The 20273-nt window shown below is 48.9% G+C and carries 19 protein-coding genes; 11 read left to right on the top strand and 8 right to left on the bottom strand.

Annotation, left to right across the window (positions count from 1 at the left end; all coding sequences use genetic code 11):
- The first annotated feature begins 5 nt into the window (after positions 1 to 5).
- The gene (locus tag H6G45_RS04425; protein WP_190596987.1) at positions 6 to 374 is read left to right on the top strand and encodes a hypothetical protein; all 369 of its coding nucleotides are present in this window, start codon (positions 6 to 8) and stop codon (positions 372 to 374) included.
- The gene (locus H6G45_RS04430; protein ID WP_190596988.1) at positions 362 to 2023 is read left to right on the top strand and encodes a phospholipase D-like domain-containing protein; all 1662 of its coding nucleotides are present in this window, start codon (positions 362 to 364) and stop codon (positions 2021 to 2023) included. The genes H6G45_RS04425 and H6G45_RS04430 overlap by 13 nt, the downstream gene beginning before the upstream one ends.
- Positions 2024 to 2116: 93 nt before the next feature.
- Here the strand turns inward: H6G45_RS04430 and H6G45_RS04435 are convergent, their stop codons facing one another.
- The gene (locus H6G45_RS04435; protein ID WP_190596990.1) at positions 2117 to 3376 is read right to left on the bottom strand and encodes a DUF4912 domain-containing protein; all 1260 of its coding nucleotides are present in this window, start codon (positions 3374 to 3376) and stop codon (positions 2117 to 2119) included.
- Between the two features lie 655 nt (positions 3377 to 4031).
- Between H6G45_RS04435 and egtC the strand changes: the two genes are divergently transcribed.
- Positions 4032 to 4865, top strand: coding sequence for an ergothioneine biosynthesis protein EgtC (gene egtC, locus H6G45_RS04440; RefSeq protein WP_190596992.1), 834 nt, complete (start codon positions 4032 to 4034; stop codon positions 4863 to 4865).
- Position 4866: 1 nt separating this feature from the next.
- Here egtC and sigC read toward each other — a convergent pair whose 3' ends face one another.
- The gene (gene sigC / locus H6G45_RS04445) at positions 4867 to 6081 is read right to left on the bottom strand and encodes an RNA polymerase sigma factor SigC (RefSeq protein WP_190596994.1); all 1215 of its coding nucleotides are present in this window, start codon (positions 6079 to 6081) and stop codon (positions 4867 to 4869) included.
- A 266-nt stretch (positions 6082 to 6347) separates the two neighbouring features.
- Here sigC and H6G45_RS04450 point away from each other — a divergent pair, with 266 nt between their 5' ends.
- Together H6G45_RS04450 and H6G45_RS04455 are read left to right on the top strand one after the other, a co-directional pair.
- Entirely contained in the window at positions 6348 to 6557 is a 210-nt protein-coding gene (locus H6G45_RS04450) for a hypothetical protein (protein ID WP_190596996.1), read from the top strand.
- 133 nt (positions 6558 to 6690) lie between these two features.
- Positions 6691 to 7596 (top strand): CoB--CoM heterodisulfide reductase iron-sulfur subunit B family protein, encoded by a 906-nt coding sequence (locus H6G45_RS04455; protein WP_190596998.1) that lies wholly within the window; start codon positions 6691 to 6693, stop codon positions 7594 to 7596.
- A gap of 120 nt (positions 7597 to 7716) precedes the next feature.
- On the opposite strand, the gene H6G45_RS04460 is transcribed toward H6G45_RS04455, so the two are convergent.
- From H6G45_RS04460 to H6G45_RS04480, 5 genes are all read right to left on the bottom strand, one after another.
- Entirely contained in the window at positions 7717 to 8010 is a 294-nt protein-coding gene (locus H6G45_RS04460; RefSeq protein WP_190596999.1) for a YggT family protein, read from the bottom strand.
- A gap of 194 nt (positions 8011 to 8204) precedes the next feature.
- Positions 8205 to 8984, bottom strand: coding sequence for a pentapeptide repeat-containing protein (locus H6G45_RS04465; protein ID WP_190597001.1), 780 nt, complete (start codon positions 8982 to 8984; stop codon positions 8205 to 8207).
- 131 nt (positions 8985 to 9115) lie between these two features.
- Positions 9116 to 9292 (bottom strand): NAD(P)H dehydrogenase subunit NdhS, encoded by a 177-nt coding sequence (locus tag H6G45_RS04470; protein WP_190597003.1) that lies wholly within the window; start codon positions 9290 to 9292, stop codon positions 9116 to 9118.
- A gap of 96 nt (positions 9293 to 9388) precedes the next feature.
- Positions 9389 to 11362, bottom strand: a complete 1974-nt coding sequence (locus H6G45_RS04475; protein WP_190597005.1) for an ABC transporter ATP-binding protein/permease — start codon at positions 11360 to 11362, stop codon at positions 9389 to 9391.
- 213 nt (positions 11363 to 11575) lie between these two features.
- Positions 11576 to 13102, bottom strand: coding sequence for an efflux RND transporter periplasmic adaptor subunit (locus H6G45_RS04480; RefSeq protein ID WP_190597007.1), 1527 nt, complete (start codon positions 13100 to 13102; stop codon positions 11576 to 11578).
- Positions 13103 to 13340: 238 nt separating this feature from the next.
- Here H6G45_RS04480 and H6G45_RS04485 point away from each other — a divergent pair, with 238 nt between their 5' ends.
- Together H6G45_RS04485 and H6G45_RS04490 are read left to right on the top strand one after the other, a co-directional pair.
- Positions 13341 to 13757 (top strand): thioesterase family protein, encoded by a 417-nt coding sequence (locus H6G45_RS04485; RefSeq protein ID WP_190597009.1) that lies wholly within the window; start codon positions 13341 to 13343, stop codon positions 13755 to 13757.
- Between the two features lie 104 nt (positions 13758 to 13861).
- Positions 13862 to 14065 carry a hypothetical protein gene (locus tag H6G45_RS04490; protein WP_190597011.1) on the top strand — a complete coding sequence of 68 codons (204 nt, stop codon included), beginning with the start codon at positions 13862 to 13864 and terminating at the stop codon, positions 14063 to 14065.
- Positions 14066 to 14199: 134 nt separating this feature from the next.
- On the opposite strand, the gene gltX is transcribed toward H6G45_RS04490, so the two are convergent.
- On the bottom strand, positions 14200 to 15651 hold the full coding sequence (gene gltX, locus H6G45_RS04495; RefSeq protein WP_190597013.1) for a glutamate--tRNA ligase: 1452 nt from the start codon (positions 15649 to 15651) through the stop codon (positions 14200 to 14202).
- A gap of 159 nt (positions 15652 to 15810) precedes the next feature.
- On the opposite strand from gltX, the gene H6G45_RS04500 reads away from it, so the two are divergent.
- The 4 genes from H6G45_RS04500 (at position 15811) to H6G45_RS04515 (ending at position 19856) form a co-directional block, all read left to right on the top strand.
- Complete coding sequence (locus tag H6G45_RS04500) at positions 15811 to 17436, top strand: AAA family ATPase (protein ID WP_190597015.1); 1626 nt, start codon at positions 15811 to 15813, stop codon at positions 17434 to 17436.
- 69 nt (positions 17437 to 17505) lie between these two features.
- Positions 17506 to 18285, top strand: coding sequence for a peptidylprolyl isomerase (locus tag H6G45_RS04505; RefSeq protein WP_190597016.1), 780 nt, complete (start codon positions 17506 to 17508; stop codon positions 18283 to 18285).
- 170 nt (positions 18286 to 18455) lie between these two features.
- A complete protein-coding gene (locus H6G45_RS04510; protein WP_190597018.1) occupies positions 18456 to 18683 on the top strand; it encodes a ferredoxin-thioredoxin reductase variable chain in 228 nt (75 codons plus the stop codon).
- A 126-nt stretch (positions 18684 to 18809) separates the two neighbouring features.
- Complete coding sequence (locus H6G45_RS04515) at positions 18810 to 19856, top strand: hypothetical protein (protein ID WP_190597021.1); 1047 nt, start codon at positions 18810 to 18812, stop codon at positions 19854 to 19856.
- The last annotated feature ends 417 nt before the right edge of the window (positions 19857 to 20273 follow it).

Genomic DNA, 20273 nt, shown 5'->3' on the forward strand with positions numbered 1-20273 from the left:
AAACAATGAAACCTATTTCCTTTCCCCTCTGGCTGGCTTTACTTTTAAGCTTTGTCCCTGTCATGGCAGTTAGGGCATCATCTCCCCTCCATGCCCAACAGGTAGAAGTAGAAACAGAATTACCCGCCGTTGCCACCATCACCGATCTGATTAATGGCGATTTGGCTTGCTATGTGGACTTGGTGGATGGTCAAGGTAATCCATACCAGGGACTGTACGCCACCTTTGAAGTTTGTGAACAGGCTGCCCTAATCGGCCAAACGGTCAAATTAACCTATCAGCCAGCATCCTTTAACGATTGTGACAGTAACGAACCCTGTGGCAAAAGTAAGACCGAGTTGGCGATCGTCCAGATTGAACCATGGGAAAACTAAACCGAGGCTGGAAACAAAACCCCATTGTCATTTTGGTTGCCCTGGCCCTACTGGTGGCGATCGCCATTATTGGCCTTGGAAAAGTTGATCCATCGGGGTTAGGACAATCCCTGGGCCGGCCAGACCCCTTACCCCAAGAACAGGACATCAAGGTTTATTTCAATCTCAACAATGCCAAGGGAGCTGATTTCCTTGACCCGGACCGCAACTTTAAACGTCAGGGGGACAATTTTGAGCAACTAATCCTAGATCAAATTAATGGAGCCCAGTCCACCATCGACCTAGCGGTACAGGAATTACGCTTACCCCGCATTGCCCAGGCATTGGTCGAGAAACAAAGGGCCGGGGTTCGAATCCGGTTAGTGCTGGAAAATATCTATAACCAAACCATCAAAGAAGCAGTAGAAGCGGAAAAAGATCCCTTCCGTTACCGTGGCCCCCTAGCCTATTTAGATCAAAATCAAGACGGCCGCATTAGTCCTGAAGAAAGTGCAGAACGAGATGCTATTGAGATTCTCCGCACCCAAAAAATTCCCCTCATTGACGACACAGAGGATGGGAGTAAAGGATCGGGGTTAATGCACCATAAATTTGTGGTGCTGGATAATAAAACGGTCATTGTCACCTCTGCTAACTTTACCCCCAGCGATCAGTACGGCGACTATGATGACCACTTCACCAGGGGCAATGCTAATAACTTATTGCTGATCCAATCCCCTGCGGTGGCCCATCTTTTCACAGAAGAGTTTAATCTGCTTTGGGGAGATGGCCCTGGAGCAAAAAAAGACAGTCTATTTGGTATCAATAAGCCCAGTAGACCAGCTAAAGCGTTAAAAGTGGGGGAGACCACGGTAACGGTAAAATTTTCTCCTGATCGCCGAACGGTACCTTTTGCCGAAACAAGCAATGGTTTAATTGCCCAATACCTAAATCAGGCCCAGCAAAAAATTCAGTTAGCGTTGTTTGTTTTTAGTGAACAAGCATTATCCGATGTAATCAACCAAAGATTTCAAGCGGGCACTGAAATTAAAGCCCTAATTGACCGGGGATTTGCCTTTCGTTACTACAGTGAAGGCCTGGATTTATTGGGGGTAAAACTATTAGAAGACTGCCTAGAACAACCAGGTAATCGTCCCTGGGCCTTACCAACAGAATTCGTCGGTACACCAGCCCTGCCAAGGGGGGACAAGTTGCACCATAAATTTGCCTTGGTGGATGATGACACAGTGATCACCGGTTCCCACAATTGGTCCCCCGCTGCTAACCACAGCAACGATGAAACGGTATTGGTTTTACAGAATGCCCAAATAGGGGCCCATTACCAACGGGAATTAGAACGACTCTATGCCATCACAGAGTATGGTTTACCCCCCACAATACAAGCCCGCATTGATCGCCAGGAGCAGGAATGCGCCAACCCCCAGCTAAGCCCCAAGCCCCTAGCTACCGCCACCCCTAACCGCTTGGTAAACCTCAACCGAGGTAGTCAAGCAGAATTGGAAAGTTTACCTGGCATTGGTCCCAGCACCGCTGCAAAAATTATCGCCACCAGGGAGCAAAAGCCATTCACCTCCCTGGAAGATTTAGGACGAGTCAAGGGCATTGGTCCCAGCAAGATTGAGGGTTTGCGGGGTAAAGTTACCTGGTAAAAAATCCCCGACCAAGGAAACGGCAATGACTCAGATCCTTTGGCCGGGGAATTTATAATTTAAACAACGAAAAATGGACGAGATTAAGGGCGTCTAGCTAAACCATTCCGGTACGGCTTCTTCTTTCGTGTTGGTGTTACGGGAAGGAGTCTCCCGGGTGAACTTCATATGCACATTGCGGGTTTGTTCCCCATCCACCGCCACTGCCATGATGGGATAGTCAATCAAGCCATCTTGGAAGGACATTTGGAAACGGAAGGTGCCGTCTTCATTGAGTTTAATCGGACGGCCACCAATGGTAACCGTCGCATCGGGTTCCGTGGCACCGTAAACAATCAGCTCAGCATCAGCCACTAACCAGAATTGCCGGGGACGGATTGGGGCTTCCGAGGCCATAAATTCGCTACTGGAAAGACCATAGCCCATGCCAATGCCGGACATATTTAAACCAGAAACATTGGGGGCTGCCCACAGGCCCGCTCCGGAGGGAAACACATAGGAGCTTAATGTTTGCTCGTGGGTAACGGAACCGGGGACGTGCTGCATAGAGCCGTAGAGGGAACCCGCCATCCGCAGGGCTTCAGCACCCTGGGCCATGTCAAACACTTGGTCATAAACTGCGGTGGAAGCTCCCACAGAACGCTTGCTGGGGGGCACCAATTGGTAAATGGTTTTGCCTTGGAGGTCTTCGTCCCAGTTGACGGTGACAAACACATCTTCTACCCAGTCGGAGGGATAAACGGGGGGAATGCGAATGGGGGTGGAACGGGCCAGGGTGAGCCAGCGACCATCAAAGGTGCGATAGCCAATGTCTAGGGCATAATCGCGATCACTGACAGGGATGGGCAAATACCATTCCCGGGCCAATTCATCACAGAGATATTCCTGGACGCTGTGGGGGCTTGCGGTCTGCCAATCCAGGTCGGTCACATCGTAGAGCCGCAGAGCCAACTGTTGCCCCCCCTGACTACGGAGAGCATCCTTATGTTCTTTGGGGATATCCCAATAGGCGTAGGCCCACTGGGGATCCCTGGGCATGAGGGTAATGCGGCTTTCACCGTAACCACCGGGCAAATCTCCCAAAACTTCATCGACGGCGGTGAGGGGGGCGCCAAATTTATCATCTTGACCAAGTTCAAATTTAGAAGCTTCCACAGCTTGTTCCTCCTGGGGACGGTTAACGGATTTGACAGAAAAGGGAGCAGGGGCAGGTTTGTTGAGAGCCTTTTCCACCTCTGCTAGTAGCTGGGATTTACGCATCCGACTGTACCGGGAAATATTGCATTCACTGGCAACTCGGCGTAATTGTCGCAGCGTCATGTCTTCGAGGGAGGGTCGGTCTTCTTTAGCCATAACAATTACTTTGGGTTTATGGGACAGTCCATACTATGGGTTTCCACAATCAGCCCGTGGAAAGAGGACAGGGTTAGTTACTTCCAATGGTGGACACAGGGGGAGCAAAGGTGAATGTTGTTGAAGTTGCTGGCTTTTGGCCAAGGCGATCGCCCGAGGAATGCCCACGGGGATCACAAGCTTCACCTTTTGTAACATAGAGCGGCGGCGGAACGTCAAGGGGATCAAGGCTTTAAAATGGACTGCTACCACGGATTTCCAGGCATTAAGCCAAATCTTGTGTCATCACTTCCTGACTTGTGTTGTGAAGTTTTGTCTGATTCGGGCCCACAGATCCTGGAGTGGAACCACAAAAGTCAATTTTTCCTGACAATCACCCAAGGCATTATGACAATCTCTTAACTGTCACAGTATCCATGGGGGGAGAGGGTGAGGGGGTTATTATCTAGAGGTGTGTGAGGAGTAAGTTGAAGCCCCCGGAGTCGAAACAAGGAAAGACGCCCAGGGGCTTTTTCTTGCCGTTTTTTGCCCTGAAAGATTTTTCAAGCTGGTCTATGCTCTCCGTAAAAGTTCGGGATGGGCAGCCACTCTCCTTTGGTTCCCCCCGTCGGTAGGGATGATTTCAGCGGGCCGCCAAGATTATTAAAAATTTTTTATGTGTCGTCTTTTAGGGTATCTGGGTCAACCACTGCGACCAGAGCAACTGATTTATCGCCCAGAACATTCCCTGATTGTCCAGAGCTATCAACCCCAGGAAATGACAGCGGGGCTGTTGAATGCCGATGGTTTTGGCTTGGGGTGGTTTGACCAGGGGCATCAACCCAGTCCCTATCTCTACAAAAATGTCCTGCCCATTTGGAGTGACATTAATCTTCCCCACCTGAGTCGGTATATCCAGTCCAGTTGTTTTGTGAGTTATGTCCGCAGTGCAACGCCCCCTTTGGCAGTGGATTTGACCAATTGTCAGCCCTTTACGGAGGAGGGGCTGTTATTTGTCCATAATGGATTTATTAATAATTTTCGGACTACTCTCTACCGCCCCCTACGGAATTTATTGAGCGATGCCAGTTATCAGTTCATCCATGGCACCACCGACTCGGAACATATTTTTGCCCTCATTCTGGACAATCTCCGGCGGTCAAGGCAGGCCTCCCAGGGTGATGGCGATGGGGCAAAAAAGACTAGCTTGGGGGAGGCGTTAGAAGCAAGTTTGTTAACGTTGGCAGAGTTGGCTCGACAACATAACACTTATTTTTCCGCCAATATTCTTCTGGCCGATGGTCAGCGCATTGTGGCCTGTCGTTATGCCAGTCGTCAACCGGAACCGAGTTTATATTGGTTGGCGGATAGTGAGCGCTGTCCGGGGGGAGTGATTGTGGCCTCGGAACCCCTATTTACTGACCCCCAATGGCAGGCCTGTCCACCCCAAAGTATTTTGGCGATTAACAGCCCAGAGGCGATCGCCGTTAAAGTTCTAGCAGATCAGTGACCTAACCCAAATTTTCGTAATAGTCCCGGATGCGGTCCCGGCGGCGGGGATGGCGTAACTTTTGCAGAGCCTTGGCTTCAATCTGTCGTACTCTTTCCCTTGATAAATTCAAAATTCGGCCAATTTCCGAGAGGGAGTGGGCCACACCGTCTTGAAAACCAAACCGCAGGGCAATCACTTCCTGTTCCCTGGGGGTCAAATCTAGCAAAATTTCCTGCATATCACTCTGGAGAGCCTCCCGCATCAACTCATCCTCCGGTGACTGGGTGTCGGTTTCCAGTAAATCCATCAGTTCCGTGTCCTTATCCTGGCCAACTTTTAGCTCCAGGGAAACGGAACGGGGCACTTGGGTCAGCACTTCCCTTACCTGCTCCGGGGTCATACCCAGTTCTTCCGCCACTTCATCGATTTTGGGGGTGTGGCCCTTTTCTTGGGAAATTTTTCTTTGGGCCCGTTTAATTTTGTTTAACTTCTCGGTGATATGCACCGGCAAACGAATCATGCGACTCTGGGTGGCGATCGCCCTGGTGATGCCTTGGCGAATCCACCAGTAGGAATAGGTGCTAAAACGGTAACCCTTGGTGGGATCAAATTTTTCCACCGCCCGCTCCAACCCCAGGGTGCCCTCTTGGATCAGGTCTAAAAGTTCCAAGCCCCGATTTTGATATTTCTTCGCAACGGAAACTACTAGCCTTAAATTGGCTTTGATCATGTGGGCTTTGGCTGTAATACCCTGCTTTTCAACTTTGTCCAATTCTTCCACCGTCAACCCCGCTAACTCGGCCCATCGTTGTTTGCCGGTTTGGAGGGTTTGCTTGAGAACCGCTATGGTTTGCCCGAGGGTTTTGGCCCAACGTTCATAGGAAGGACGATGCCCCAATTGGGCTAAAAGTTGATCATGGATGGCGATCGCCGTTTGGTATTGCTCCATGGCGGGCTCAGATTCTGCGGCCTGATTTTGGATTTCCACTAGGCGGAGATAGCTTTGCACCTGCTGGGCCACATGCACCTCTTCATCCCGCTTTAACAGGGGAATGCGACCAATATCCTGGAGGTAAAGGCGCACTAAATCAGTGCTAAATTGCTGACGGTGGGCGACAGCAGTGTATTCCAAGTCCGGCAAATCTACCATTAAATCCTCTTCCTCCGGCGGCGACATAGCTTCCAAATCTCGTACATTAGTCGGTGGCGGCTCATCGTTGCTCGGTTTAGTCATGGAGGTCCGGGGGTGACTGGGACTCGATGTTAAGTCAAGGGTAACATTCTTTAATTGTTTAATTTTTGGTCCGTACCGGCCTAGCAAACTAGTCCGATGGCAATTCGGGTTTTCCTGGACAACATGTTTTTATATCCACGTTACTCCATTGTAAACCTTTCGAAAAAGCTATGATCGACGGCCTGATACCCTACCTGAAAATTAAAACCCCCGACGGCAAGGAGTAACGGTTTAATCTCATCAAAACCCGCTATACCATTGGTCGTTTGTCTCAGTGCAATGATATTGTTTTGCCGGAAGAGGATGGCATCATTACCTCAATTTGGGGGCCGGATGATTTTGCTTCCCACGAACAAGACCTAGACCGCTTGGCCATGGAAATTTGTAAAATCTTTGGCCAAATCCCTACTGGCGAACAATGGTTAAAAACGTTGCTGGGGGCTGGTTATCTACTCCAAATTGATACAGAAAGCTAAATTGGCATGGTGGACTGGGCCAGAAATTGAGCAAATTAGGGGCATTGTTGGAGGTAATGGGCACCACCGGTTTTTGTTCCCAGGCCAAAAGCCCACGATATACTGCCTAGAGAGAACACTTCCTGTCGCCGCCATGACTACCGCCCTTGAATATGCTTACTTTCCCGGTTGCGTTGCCCAGGGGGCCTGTGGGGAACTGCACCTGGCCACCACCGCCCTGAGCAAAGCTTTGGGTATTAAATTAGTGGAACTAAAAAAAGCTTCCTGTTGTGGTTCCGGCACCTTTAAAGAAGATTCCCAACTGTTGGAAGATAGCGTTAATGCCCGCAATATCGCCTTGGCGGAACAGTTGAAGTTGCCTTTATTAACCCATTGCAGTACCTGTCAGGGGGTAATTGCCCATGTGGACGAACGGCTAAAAAAAGCCCAAAAAGATGATCCTACCTATGTGGAGCAAATCAACGGTTATTTAAAAAAAGAAAGCTGTGCTCCCTATCGAGGTTCCAGCCGGGTGACCCATTTACTCTGGGCTTTGGTGCAAGATTTTGGACTAGAAACCCTGGCTCAGCGGGTTAAGCAGAAGTTATCTGGCCTCAACTGTGCTTCTTTCTATGGCTGTTACCTGCTCCGGGCCCAGGAAAATTTACCGGAAGCCAATCCTTTTGATCCCCAATCGCTGGAAAAAGTCTTTACTACCCTAGGGGCTAATCCCATTTACTACGAAGGTCGCACCCAATGCTGTGGTTGGCCCATTTCCAGTTATGCTACGCCCCAATCTTTTCAGTTGGCGGGTCGACATTTGCAAACGGCGATCGCCGCTGGGGCCGATTGTTTAGTTACCCCTTGTCCCCTATGTCATCTACAACTAGATTCCCGTCAACCGGAAATTAGCAAAGTGTTGGGGCAAGCATTAAATTTGCCGGTGTTACATCTGCCCCAATTGGTGGGTTTGGCCTTAGAAATTAATCCCAAGGATCTAGGACTTGACCGCCATGTGGTTTCCACTGCACCAGTGTTGGCCAAGCTTGGTCTCGCCTAACTGATCAAGAATTGAGCCAATTCCTAGTCAGTTTGAGACAGATAAAGGGGCTTTTCAAGTACGCCCCTCAGATACGGTAACCCCTGTAAGTAAATAGGGCGCAATCTAGCTCTTTTGTGTTTATTGCAACCGACTGGCCATGGTGATCAGCCCCTGCTGGCCAATGAGGATTTCCCGCAAAAAAGTACAGATGAAAACCCAAAGGATAGGGGCTAGGTCAACGCCACCGATGGGGGGAACAAGTTTACGCAGAGGGATCAACAATGGTTCCGTGGGTAGGGCGATGAGTTTCCAGGGCAATCTGGTTAGCTCCACCTGGGGATACCAAGTGAGAATAATCCGAAAAATAAACAACACCGTCATCAGTGCCAGCAGAATTCCTAAGCCCTGGCCGGCGATCGCCGCATAATTCATATTTGTTCTGTGCCACAACTAGGCCGAGATTTTGACGAAAAGGTCTGATCTGATTGTAGGCAAATTGGCGATCAATCTTCAAATGGGGTTCTAGGGCAGCAACAATCTAGCCGCGGTTATGATCTGCCCATTGGCCCCTATTTCTCTGGTTTTTTCCTGGGTCGGCGATCGTGGCTAACTGCAGTTTGGTCTCCCTAGAGGCCCACCAGGGGCAGTAAATACTTAAACGCCATAGAAGCTACCCCCCGCACGATGGCATCCAACTGGGGATTGCCCGCTCCTTGGCGCCGGGCTTCCTGCATACTGGCCAAATCTTCTAAAAATTGCTCTGAAGTTCTAACCCCTACCTCATCCTGGTTTTCCTCAAACAATAACTGGGCGTATTCCACATTTTGTTTGGCGGAAGCTTCATTGCCAATTTTCAGTAGGGTCAAACCCCGCCCTAAATATCCCGGAGCAAATTCCGGATCCAGAGCCAAGGCTCGATCATAGTGTTTGAGGGCGGATTGATAGTTGCCCTTACTAGTTTCCAACAGGCCCCAGCCATAAAAAAGTTGGGGAGTGCCGGCCGTATTGGGAACAGCTTGGGCCCCCTGCATATAGGCGGTTTCCAAGTTAGTGTTGATAAATGTCGCCCGGTCAAAATAAGCTTCACGGAAATCTGTGCCGTCGGTAATCGCCCCGTTTAAATTTGCCCCTGACAGGTTGGCCCCGTTCAAAGAGGCAGAAGTTAAATTCGCACCGGAAAGATTAGCTCCCGTCAGATCGGCCCCCGATAGGTTTGCCCCCGACAGATCCGCCCCCGTCAAATCCGCCCGGGTAAGGTTAACCATCACCAGGCCGGCTCCCCGCAAATCACAGAGAGGGCATTTTTTGGTGGACAGTAATTGGGTCAGATCTTCAAAACTGGCTCCGTGGGCGGCGCCAGCAAAGGTGGTTAGGCCCAGGGCCACAAGAAAGGGACGAATCTTCATGGGTTAACGCCGAGGGAACTTCACTATAAAATTGCTCTCCATTCTAGCCAAATATATGGACAGCCCCCACCCCAATCCCCGCAACTAAGACATCGATGGGTTAGGCCGGGGCGGAGCGGGTAGCAAAATGCCTAGATCGGTTTGACCGTCTCCAGTTCGGAGAGCCGAAAAGTCACTAATTTGTCCCAGTTACCATTTTCAAATAGGACTGCCGCTTTACCGTCACTGACCCGTTGGACTAAGCCTTCAAAGCGATAGTAAGTATCATCAACATTGGTGACCCGCACCGTTGCACCGGGAAAAATCATAATGGCTACCTGATTTTGGATTGGACAATTCTAGCAAAGGAGACGGTTTTCTTTCGTCCCCAGACCCATGGTTAAATTCGATTGCTAACCATTAATTTATTTTTGAATGGAGCTTAACTGCCACCTTCCTTCCGCCTGCACTTCCAGGCATTGCCGGTGAAAATTTCGCAGGGTAGGCCGATGCCCCACGCTGATGAAAGTGGTGCCCAAATCTGTCAGAGCATGGTACAAATCTGCCTCGTTATCCACGTCCAGGGCGCTGGTGGCTTCATCGAGGATGGCGTAGCGGGGTTGGTTGATGAAAACTCGGGCTAGGGCAATGCGTTGTTGTTCCCCCAGAGAAAGGACGCTAGACCAATTTTCTAGACTGTCTAAACCGCCAAAACGCTCGGCTAAATCCGGTAGGTTGACCCTTTTTAAAGTTCCCAACAGAAAATCGTCATCCGCTATGGATTGGGAACTAGGATAAATTAGTTGTTCCCGCAGGGTGCCCAGAATCATATAGGGCCGTTGGGGTAAAAATAATAAATCTGCCAACTCAGGCCGTTCAATGGTGCCTTGACCGCTGTCCCATAGGCCGGCGATCGCCCGGAGGAGGGAACTTTTGCCACTACCGCTGGGGCCCATGATCAGTAAATGGTTGCCAGCGTCCACGGCTAGGGATAAATCCCGCACTAAAACCCGGGAAGAATGGGGGGGAGAAAGGGTGACGCTATCCAGGCTGACGGTGGGGCCAAGGTGGGTATTAATGTGGTCAGCAAAGGAGGAACTTTCCTGGTCATCACCGGGACCGTTTAGCGCATCGTAAAATTCCCCTAAACGGTTAATACTGGCGGCAAATTGAGTAATATTTTGAATCTGGTTAGTGACCAAAGATAGGGCAGAAAGCACCATGCCAAAGGCCAAACTGGCCTGGGCGATCGCCCCGAAATCTAAGTCTCCTGCTAGGTAAAGAGGAGCAATAATGATATAGGGAATTAACCGAGTGAAATAGTTATAGCCCAGTTGAAATAGGCTGATCAGGGCCTGCCAAATAATTAAGAGATTAAAATTTCTAATTGCCCCCAGCAAACGTTCAGTAACCTGTTTCCGTTCTAACCTTTCCCCCCGGTAGAAAGCAATGGATTCAGCGTTGTCCCGCACCCGCACCAAACCGTAACGAAAATTGGCTTCCAACCGCAATTGTTCATAGTTAATACGAATTAACCTGGTGCCAATGGCGATCGCCGCCACCGTGCCGAAGGTCGCATAGCTAATGAGCCCCCACATCAAGGTTTGGGAAATGCTATAAAGTATGGCGGTGAAGGAAATTAGGGTGAGAATGGAATCAAGAATATCCAGTAAAAAATCCAGGGTAACCCCGGTAAAGGATTGAATATCTTGGGTTATCCTTTGGTCTGGATTGTCAATTAATGTATAGGCAGAATTGGAATCTAGGCGATAGTAGGAGCGCCCCTTAAAGTAACGACCCAGAAAATGTTCTGTGAGCCATTCCCGCCAGAGCACTCCCAACTTTTGCCGTAGGTAACGGTAGGCAACAATGATGGGAATAGCCACCACAATGACAATGCCATAGATCCAGAGAAATTGCCAAAACACTTCCCCATCTTTGCCATTTAAAGCTGTATCAATGAAGCGAAAAACGAAACTTAAAATAACATTTAAGCCGTTGACAATAAATAGTAACGATAGCAGTATGCCCAACAATAGCCACTGGAGCCACCGTTGTTGTAACTTTTGTCGCTGGCTAACAAAAACTACCCCCGCTATGGCTAAGGCTCCTAAACCAATCCAGGGCGCCGGAGAATTGATCAGACTTTGCACCCCATCCACCAAACCCTTACCGGATTTAGCAAAAAAATCGGGAAAAATCGCCGTGGCCCAGAGGGTCAACCCCATGGATAAAAATAGGGTTAAAGCCACCACCACCACCATGAGGGCCAGGATCAGAATCAGAAAAACCCGAGTTTGCTTTTGCCCGACGGGATAAAAATAGGGCTGGGCTGTTTCAACAAAGCGGTGCCACAGTTGGCGGTCAAACTGAAAACGCTTGGCTTGGGCTTGGGTCATGGAAATTTTGTCAATAGCAAAAGGGTTCAACGGCAGCAGATGTTTCCCCGCCCCATGGATTCAACGATTAATGGCAACCATGGCAATCGAGGCCACTGACTATTTTACAGTTCCCCACTGGGCACTTCCCAACAGTTTGTCGTCAATTACCAACGGCGTTATCACCGGAGAAGGATGGAATTTGGCTTTAGCTCCAATACCAACGGAGCACGACTAGGAAGAGGATTGCTGTTTCTGTTTGTCGCCGGCCCCAGCACCACTGCCGCCGTTATTGGAAGGGGTAGCCGCACTGGCGGGTTCAATGGCCATGCCATCCCGCAACTCCAAAATTCTTGATACCGCCACCCGTTCACCGGCCTTAACGCCAGAAATAACTTGGTAGGATTGCCCCTGGATGCCGCCTAAAACCACCGGGGTTTGTCTCGCTACCAATTCCGTACCGCTGGTGCCTTCTTTGCTGTCGCCCTGGGCATTTTTCGGTTGGGCAACAAAAATAAACTGCTGGGCACCGATGGAAGTAACCGCTGTGGTGGGGATCAAAAAGCCAGGCTGGCGGTCCCAAATAATTCTGACCCGGACATACTGGTTATTGCGGAGGTTGCCGTCATTTTTGAAGATCACCTTGGCGAGGATGGATTGGTCACTGCGGTTAGCGGTGGGAGAAATAAAACTGATGCGCCCCACTTCCCCTGCTTGGCCATCACTGCGGACAATTTCCACTGGCAGGCCGATGCGCAGATCGTTGTATCGCTCCACTGGTACGTTAATATCCAGTTCAAATTCTGTGTTGTTGGTGATGGTGGTGAAGCTCTGCCCCGTGCGGACAAAATCACCAATTTGCAAAGGTAAGTTACCCACCACACCACTAACGGGGGCCAAAACCCGGTTGTAGATCAATTCCTGGGAAGTGGCACCAAGTTGGCCCTGGGCCTGTTCGATCGCCCCTTTTTGGGAGCTGACGGTGGCTCGGGAAGCGTTCACCCTTTGCACAGCGGCTTGGTAATTGTCCTTAGCCTGTTGCACAGCGGATCTTGAGGCGGAGACACTGGACTGGTTAGCCTGAACGGTAGCTTTGGCGGCTTGGACTGTTTTTTGCGCGGCCTCGGTGTTGGCCTTGGCATCTTCCAACTGGGTGGTGCGATTGTCCAAATCCTGTTGCGGTTGTACACCTGTTTCCACGAGGAATTGAGACCGTTTAAAGTTAATTTGGGCCAAATTCAGATTAGCTTGGGCTCGTTTTAAATCCGCTTCTCTGGTTTTTAACACCTCCTGGGAATTGGCTAAATCGGCGATCGCCCGGGCGAGGTTAGCTTCCTGGGTGGTGACAAAGGATTGGGCCGCATCCCTTTCCGATTCGGAGGTGCGGAGGTTGGCCTCACTAACTTGGAAATTAGACCGCTGGATGTTGAGATTACCGACGGCGGCGTTGACGTTTTCCTGTTGCTGGGTGGGTTCCAACAGCAAAATCGGATCTCCCTCGTTTACCTGCTGACCCCATTGGGCATAGATCCTTAAAATGCGGCCGTCAATTTTGGGTGCTAGCTCAACAAACTTGGTCGCCACTAAGTTACCGACAAATTCATTGCTGTCAGTCACAGAACTGGTTTCTAGGGTCTGCAACTGCACCGGAATGGCTTTGGGCGCACTGGCCCCTGGCTTATCCCCCCCACAGGCGGTGTTGAGCAGGGCGAGGGCCACCATTGAGCCGAACACAGGGAACTGGGAGCGTTTTTTAACCATGGAAATTTAAAAGCCGAAAAACGACGCAATGGGAACAGTAACTTAGTTAAACGAACTAGCCGAGAAAAGCCGGTAAGAACGGTCAGTTAAGGTTATTCTATCCACTAATTCAGGGATTGATTAGCGCACAATTCTTAATATTTCTGGCAATTGTTGCTAGCTTCCGAGTGGATTAGACTACGGACTCAGGAAGGCAGTTCCAAAATTTTCAGGTTAGTGCACCGTAATTGACTAAACTATGGCGACATTCACCTATGAACGACGGGTTTACCTAGGGGATACCGATGGGGCCGGGGTGGTTTATTTCAATCAATTTCTGCAGATGTGCCACGAAGCCTATGAAAGTTGGCTGATGGCGGAGAATTTACCTTTACAAAAAGTGATTAGTGCTGGGGATTTGGCCATGCCCTTGGTCCACGCAACCATTGATTTTTTCTCCCCTGCCTACTGTGGCGATCGCCTGGTGGTGACCCTGACCATTACCCTGGCTAGTCCCCATCGTTTTTACTGTGATTATCAGATCAGCCAGGCAGAATCGTTGCAATTGGTGGCCCGGGCCCAAACCCACCACGTCTGCATTGCCTTACCAGCAAGGAAAAAAGCGCCATTACCTCCCAGTTGGCAAAGGGCGATCGGTGACTTAGATCACCATTGAGGGGTGACTGTGGTCATTGTCAAACCAGATGGAAATATTAGACTTGGATTTGGTGAGACTTTGCCTGGCGATCGCCTACATTGCCTACGCTTTGAGCAGTATCCGTGAAAATCTCTTCCCAACCGTTGCGACCTTCCCCTTACACGGCCTACCGGGACCCTGATACGGGACAATGGCGCGTTGCTACCCAGGATCGGGAAGAACAAGGGGAATCAAAGGGACAAAAGGACGAATTCTTCGGTGGCGAAGTTGAGAACAGCAACAATGACCAACAACAGGGGCTGAAGGAATATTTGGTCAAATTTTAATTTGCCTCCCCCAGCTTCCCAGTAAATTGGCACGAAATTAGTCGGTCTGCCCTCTGTCCCCTTGACCTCCCTGACTGAAGCTAGGATTTAGGGAAATTCTCCTCCGGTTTGTCCAAGTAGAGTCGGCATCGGGTTTATCCCTGGGCGATCGCCTGGGTGAGTCGAGGGGTGGCCCAGCCTTTTTGGTGTAGCAATAGCCACGATTGCAGTAAATCTGGCCCCTGTACAGTGCCCATGAGCCCAGCCCGCAAAGATTTCATTACCACGCCTTTTTTTAGACCTAGTTCCTTGGTCAAACGATTAATCTCCCCTTTTGCTTCATCCAAGGTTAACTCCGGGGTGCTTTGACTAAAGGCCATGGCTGCTTCCAAAACGGCTTTAGCTCCTTCCACAGCCAACTGTTTCGCCCCATCTTCCTGGAGGTCTAGGCGATCGCCAAACAATAATTTACTTTCGGCCACCGCATCGGTGAGTCTGGTCAAGCTGGGGGCAATTAGGCCGGCCAAACTTGCCAACCAAGCACCATCTTTTTCCAGATCAATTGCATAGCCTGCTCCTTGCCACTGGGGAATGAGGAGAGGAACTAATTCTGCTGTTGGTAGGCTATGAAGATATTGACTATTAATCCAATCTAATTTTTGCCAGTCAAACTTAGCTCCGGCTTTGTTGACCCGTTCTAAACTGAACTGCTCCGCCGCTTCTGCCAAAGTAAAAATTTCCTGGGTCGAATCCGGGGGAGTCCAGCCCAGCAAGCACATATAATTGGCGATCGCCTGGGGCAGAAAACCCATGGCCCGGAAATCATCGATGGAAGTTACCCCATCCCGTTTGGACAATTTTTTGCCTTCCTGGTTCAAAATTAACGGCGTATGGGCAAAGGTGGGTACAGCACCGCCTAGGGCCTCGTAGAGCAAAATTTGCTTAGCAGTATTGGCAATGTGGTCTTCCCCCCGGATCACGTGGGTAATGGCCATGTCAATGTCGTCTACCACCACCGCCAGGTTATACAGGGGTTGGCCAAAGCCATCCTCAGCTTTTTCCGGTGTCCGGGCAATGACCATATCTCCCCCCAGATCACTGCCCTGCCAAACCATCTGTCCCCGAATTTGATCCTGCCAAACAATCTGGCGATCGTCGTCAATACGAAAACGAATCACCGCCTGGCGACCTTCTGCGAGAAAAGCCGCTTCCTGTTCTGGGCTTAAATTACGGTGGCGATTATCGTAACGGGGAGCTTGGTTATTGGCCTTTTGGGCTTCCCGCATCTGCTCCAATTCTTCACTGGTGCAATAGCAACGGTAGGCCAACCCCCGATCAAGTAACTGCTGGATTGCTTGGCGGTAATGATCTAACCGTTGGGTTTGGAAAAAAGGCCCCTCATCCCAATTTAGACCCAACCATTGCAGTCCCGACTGAATATTTTCCGTGTATTCCGGCTTGGAGCGCTCCAAATCCGTATCCTCCACCCGCAGAATGAAAGTGCCTCCGGTGTGGCGGGCAAACAACCAATTAAAAACGGCGGTGCGGGCAGTCCCAATGTGGAGATTGCCGGTGGGACTGGGGGCAATGCGGACACGGACAGTCACAGGTTTTCCTCGTTGCAATAATTTTCTGGGCGGTTATTCATCCTACCCCAAAGCTTTGCATCCATTGATAGTGGTGATGGTCGCAGAAGTTTAGCCCCATGGCCAATCTGCCTTGGTGATGGGACTAATATGGGGGAGGGAATTAACTTACCGTTACCCATGAATAGCATTTCTGAGCCACTGGATTTGTCCGCCCAAGACCTCTTTCTTAGTTTGTTGCACACCCTGCAGCAGGCTAGTTTTTATCCCCACCCTGTCCGGGAACCGATTCAGTGTTTAAAAACCCATTGTTCGGTAGTGTTTTTAACGGGGAAATATGCCTACAAGTTAAAAAAGCCGGTTGATTTAGGTTTTTTAGATTATTCCACTGCCGCAAAGCGCAAACATTTTTTAGAAGAAGAGTTACGTTTAAATTCTCCCGTGGCACCGGATATTTACCAGGAAGTTTTAGCAGTTGAATTAAAAGATAACCAATGGCAATGGCAGGAGAAAAAAGAGTCTACTGGCGGCAACTCTCAGTCGAAGGATTATCTGCTAAAAATGACCCAATTTCCGCAGGATTGTTTGCTTTTATCTTTGTTTGAACAGGGGAAGTTATCCAGCCAAGACATTATTGCCCTGGCCAAAAGAGTGGCGGAATTTCACCAGGACACGGTAACCAATGCTGAAATTACTAGTTTTGGCGATCTGGAGGTGATTTGGCAGTCTGTATCAGCTAATTTTTCGGCGACGGAAAAATATTTAGGCGTTGCCCAGGAACCCAATAAATACCAACAAATTCGCCAATTTAGCGAGGATTTTTACCAAACCCAGGACCAAATCTTTCGACAGAGGCAGGCCATGGGCAAAATCCGTGAATGCCATGGTGACTTACATCTAAGAAATTTATGCCAGTGGCGGGGCAAGATTCAATTATTTGATCGCATTGAGTTTAACCAACCCTTTCGTTTTGTGGACGTGATGTATGACATTGCCTTTACGGTAATGGACCTCCAAGCCAAGGGCAGAATTGACTGGGCCTATTTATTTTTAAATATTTATTTGGAGCAAACGGGAGATTGGCACGGCTTGCAGGTGTTACCTTTTTATCTCTGTCGCCAGGCCTATGTGCGGGCAAAGGTAACTTCTTTTCTATTAGATGATGCCAATTTAACCCAGGTAGAAAAGGAGCAAGCTTTAGGGACAGCTCAAGATTATTACCACTTGGCGTGGCAGTATAGTCAGCAGGGACAACAAATAAGGAGAGAAATAGTTTTAATGGCTGGGTTATCAGGGTCAGGGAAAAGCACCGTTGCCCATCAACTTGGTCAACTTTTACCCGCTGTTCATATCCGCTCCGATGCGGTGCGTAAACATTTAGGAGGAGTAAACCTAGGCAAGCCGGGGAAAGCTAATTTGTACAGCCACGCTATGACAAAAAAGGTTTACCAACAGTTGCTCGATTTAGCTGCTCTAGTGGTCAACTCCGGTTTTAATGTCATCCTCGATGCCAAATTTGACCGGGTATCGTGGCGATCGCCTATTATCGAATTTGCGTTACGGGAACAGCTTGCTTTTACCATTATCAATTGCGATGCTCCCATAGAAGTTTTAACGAAACGTCTGCAGTCTCGCCGGGGGGATATTTCCGATGCCAATGAGACATTGTTACTGCTCCAGACCCTCGATTGGGAAGATTTCACCGAATCGGAAGAACCTTGGGTTTTTTACCTCGATACCTCTGTTGTGGAAGAAAACCATTTACCAGAGGAACTTTTACGGATATTTCTCCCCCCGTCTGATTGATGTTTAGGTCAGCTTGGGCTAGGGTTATGGAGCAATGAAGCTATATTGTGCGTTAGGAGTTGGCTAGTTATGTCGGTGGTGTTGACGGTCGGCGATCGCCAGGTGAGGGATGACGAAATGTATTCCCTACTGGTGGAGTATCAACTATTGCCCCATTTAGCCCGGGAAATTTTACTTGATCAGGCAGTGGCCCACATCCAACTGACCCCGGAAGAACAACAGGAAAATTTAGGGCTTTTTTACCAACAGACCCAGATTACCAACGAAGAACAAAGACAGGCTTGGTTAAAGCAATCCGGTATGACCCTGGAGCAACTGGAAGCTTCGATTTTACGCACCGCTCGTTTGGAAAAATTTAAACATCAAACCTGGGACGATCAACTGGAAGGGCATTTCCTCAATAGCAAAGATAAATTAGACCAGGTCATCTATTCCCTGATCCGCAGTCGAGATTCGGGGATTATTCAAGAACTCTATTTTCGCATTCAGGAAGGGGAGGGAGATTTTAGTGCCCTAGCTCGGCAGTATTCCGAGGGGCCAGAGGCCCAAAATGGCGGCTTGATCGGCCCCGTTGAGCTCAATGTGCCCCACCCCCAAATAGTGCAACTACTGAAAAGTACTCCCGCCGGCCAACTCTGTCTGCCAGTGGCCGTGGGAGAGTGGTGGATTCTGCTCAGGCTAGAAAAATACATTTCTAGTCAACTGGATGACAATATCCGGCAACGGTTGCGCAATGATCTTTTCCAAACCTGGTTGAGCCAACAAATCCAAACCAAAATCGAGTTTGCCGTCCCTTCTCCCCCTGAAACGTCGCAGATAGATACTGATTTGGTCGTAACTCAGGAATAACCAGCCCTAGACCTTCGCCCTTACCCTCGGCAGTCCCTCCCCAAGGGAATGCTTGCTTAGCGGGGGCTAACCTATGCAAAAATGGAGACTCTATGCCCACAGCGCCATTTTTTGGCTTCTGTGCCCGTAGACCCTGTCCATAAACCAAGCCAACCCTAGAGAAAAACCCTATGAATGTCGGCGATCGTGTTCGAGTCACCTCCTCCGTTGTGGTTTACCACCATCCAGAACATAAAAAAATAGCCTTTGATTTGCAAGGTATGGAAGGGGAAGTGGCCGCCGTATTGACCGAATGGCAGGGCAGACCCATTAGTGCCAATTTGCCAGTTTTGGTGAAATTTGAAAAACGGTTTAAAGCCCATTTCCGCCCTGATGAAGTCAGCATTATTGAGGGTTGATCTGCTTCTCTTCGATACAGCGCCGTGGCTTTTTCAATTACTTACTCAATCAAGTTGATTAAAATGTTGATTGAGTGAGATTTGACTCTTTTCAGTAACATTGGGGATTCCCCAGAAGCTTTGCCCATGGCTAGATCAAATAAAGAAGGTAATCCGTCCCCAGAATCAGGTAGGGAACAGCCCTGGTGGAATCGTCCTGTGTTGGGGAAAGGAAGCCTAATTGAAGGCATTATCCAGACTAAACCGGATGTACCGAAAGAAGCTTTAATTGAGCACAGAAAACACGTCAGCGATCTCTATATTTTTGCTAAAACGGCTGAAGCGATCGACAGTCCCCAGTTTTTGGACCAAGAATTCATCACCTACATCAAAATTCAATATATGTTGGACAATGATCTGGGGGAATATGGGGGACTTAAACAAAGTTACCGATACTTAGAGCTAGCTATTGACGTCAAAGATTTGCTCCTGTTTATTAACCAAACTGAACTTAGATACCGGGGTTATAAGCAACAGGAATTTTATGACCAGGTGCCCCATATTCTCAAGGAATCGGAAGATGCCGACACCTTCAAACAACAGCTAGAAGCCACTGTAGCTGAAGCCATTGACCAAACAAAAACGCCGGAGGGGAAAGATGCTCTTAGCCACTACGTTGATAACCTAAAGCAAATATCAGATAATCCCCTAGGACTCAACTTACTGAGAAGATTTCATTCTTTTGAACAGTCTGATTATTCTGTGTTGGTAAGTATTTCAGACCTAATTCGCAATATTGAAATTCGAAGCATTCACGACCTTGCTGTTTTAACCCATCTGGTTAACAAAAACATTGCCGTTTTTGATAAAATCAGCCAAATTATTCAGATACCAGCGGAAAAAAATAATAGCCGTTCCTTTGCTTTGATGATACAGTTCATCGCCCTGAACCATCAACATGGCAATACGGCTCTAAAATTTGAACAATTAATTAAAGTACTGCGACAGTGGTTAAAATATTATTGCTCAATTATTAGTATTCAACAAGCTTACCCTGAAGCTGACTACAAACAACCACCGGAATTTGCCGAGCCAATTGCGGGAGAAAAAATTTATCGAAAATACTTGAATGTCCTAACGGATAAAACTCAACAAATTTATTACTATGATCTGGGGCAAAATGTGCCCCTATAAAGCTCTATAAAGTTTGAAGAATTTTATTTCCTTTGTTTCTAATAGATAGACAAAGTTTAAAAAGTCCCAGTTGACTGCCCCCAGCTCTCTATCTGGCAGGCTAAAATTTTTCTATAGTGAGTGATTAGAAAGCTGCTCAATCTTACCCTGGGCATGCAATCCCCCTGATTGACTGACAAAAGAAGTGAAAAGCAGTCTAGGTGGGGATTGTAGAAAAGAGGGGAGGTCGCGTTCTAGGATTAGATACCACTCAAAACCTGGAACGCTATGCATAATCACTCCCCTCTCTACCATGGCCTGAAGACTTGGCTGAGTCAAGTCAGCCCCTGGGCTCATCAAGGTCACCTAACGACCTGCATCTTGATGATTGTGGCCTTGATACAAGCTGGCGAAATCAATCTGACCCGCTGGGTGCCG

The organism is Synechocystis sp. FACHB-383, assembly GCF_014698605.1.
Lineage (GTDB): Bacteria > Cyanobacteriota > Cyanobacteriia > Cyanobacteriales > Microcystaceae > Synechocystis > Synechocystis salina.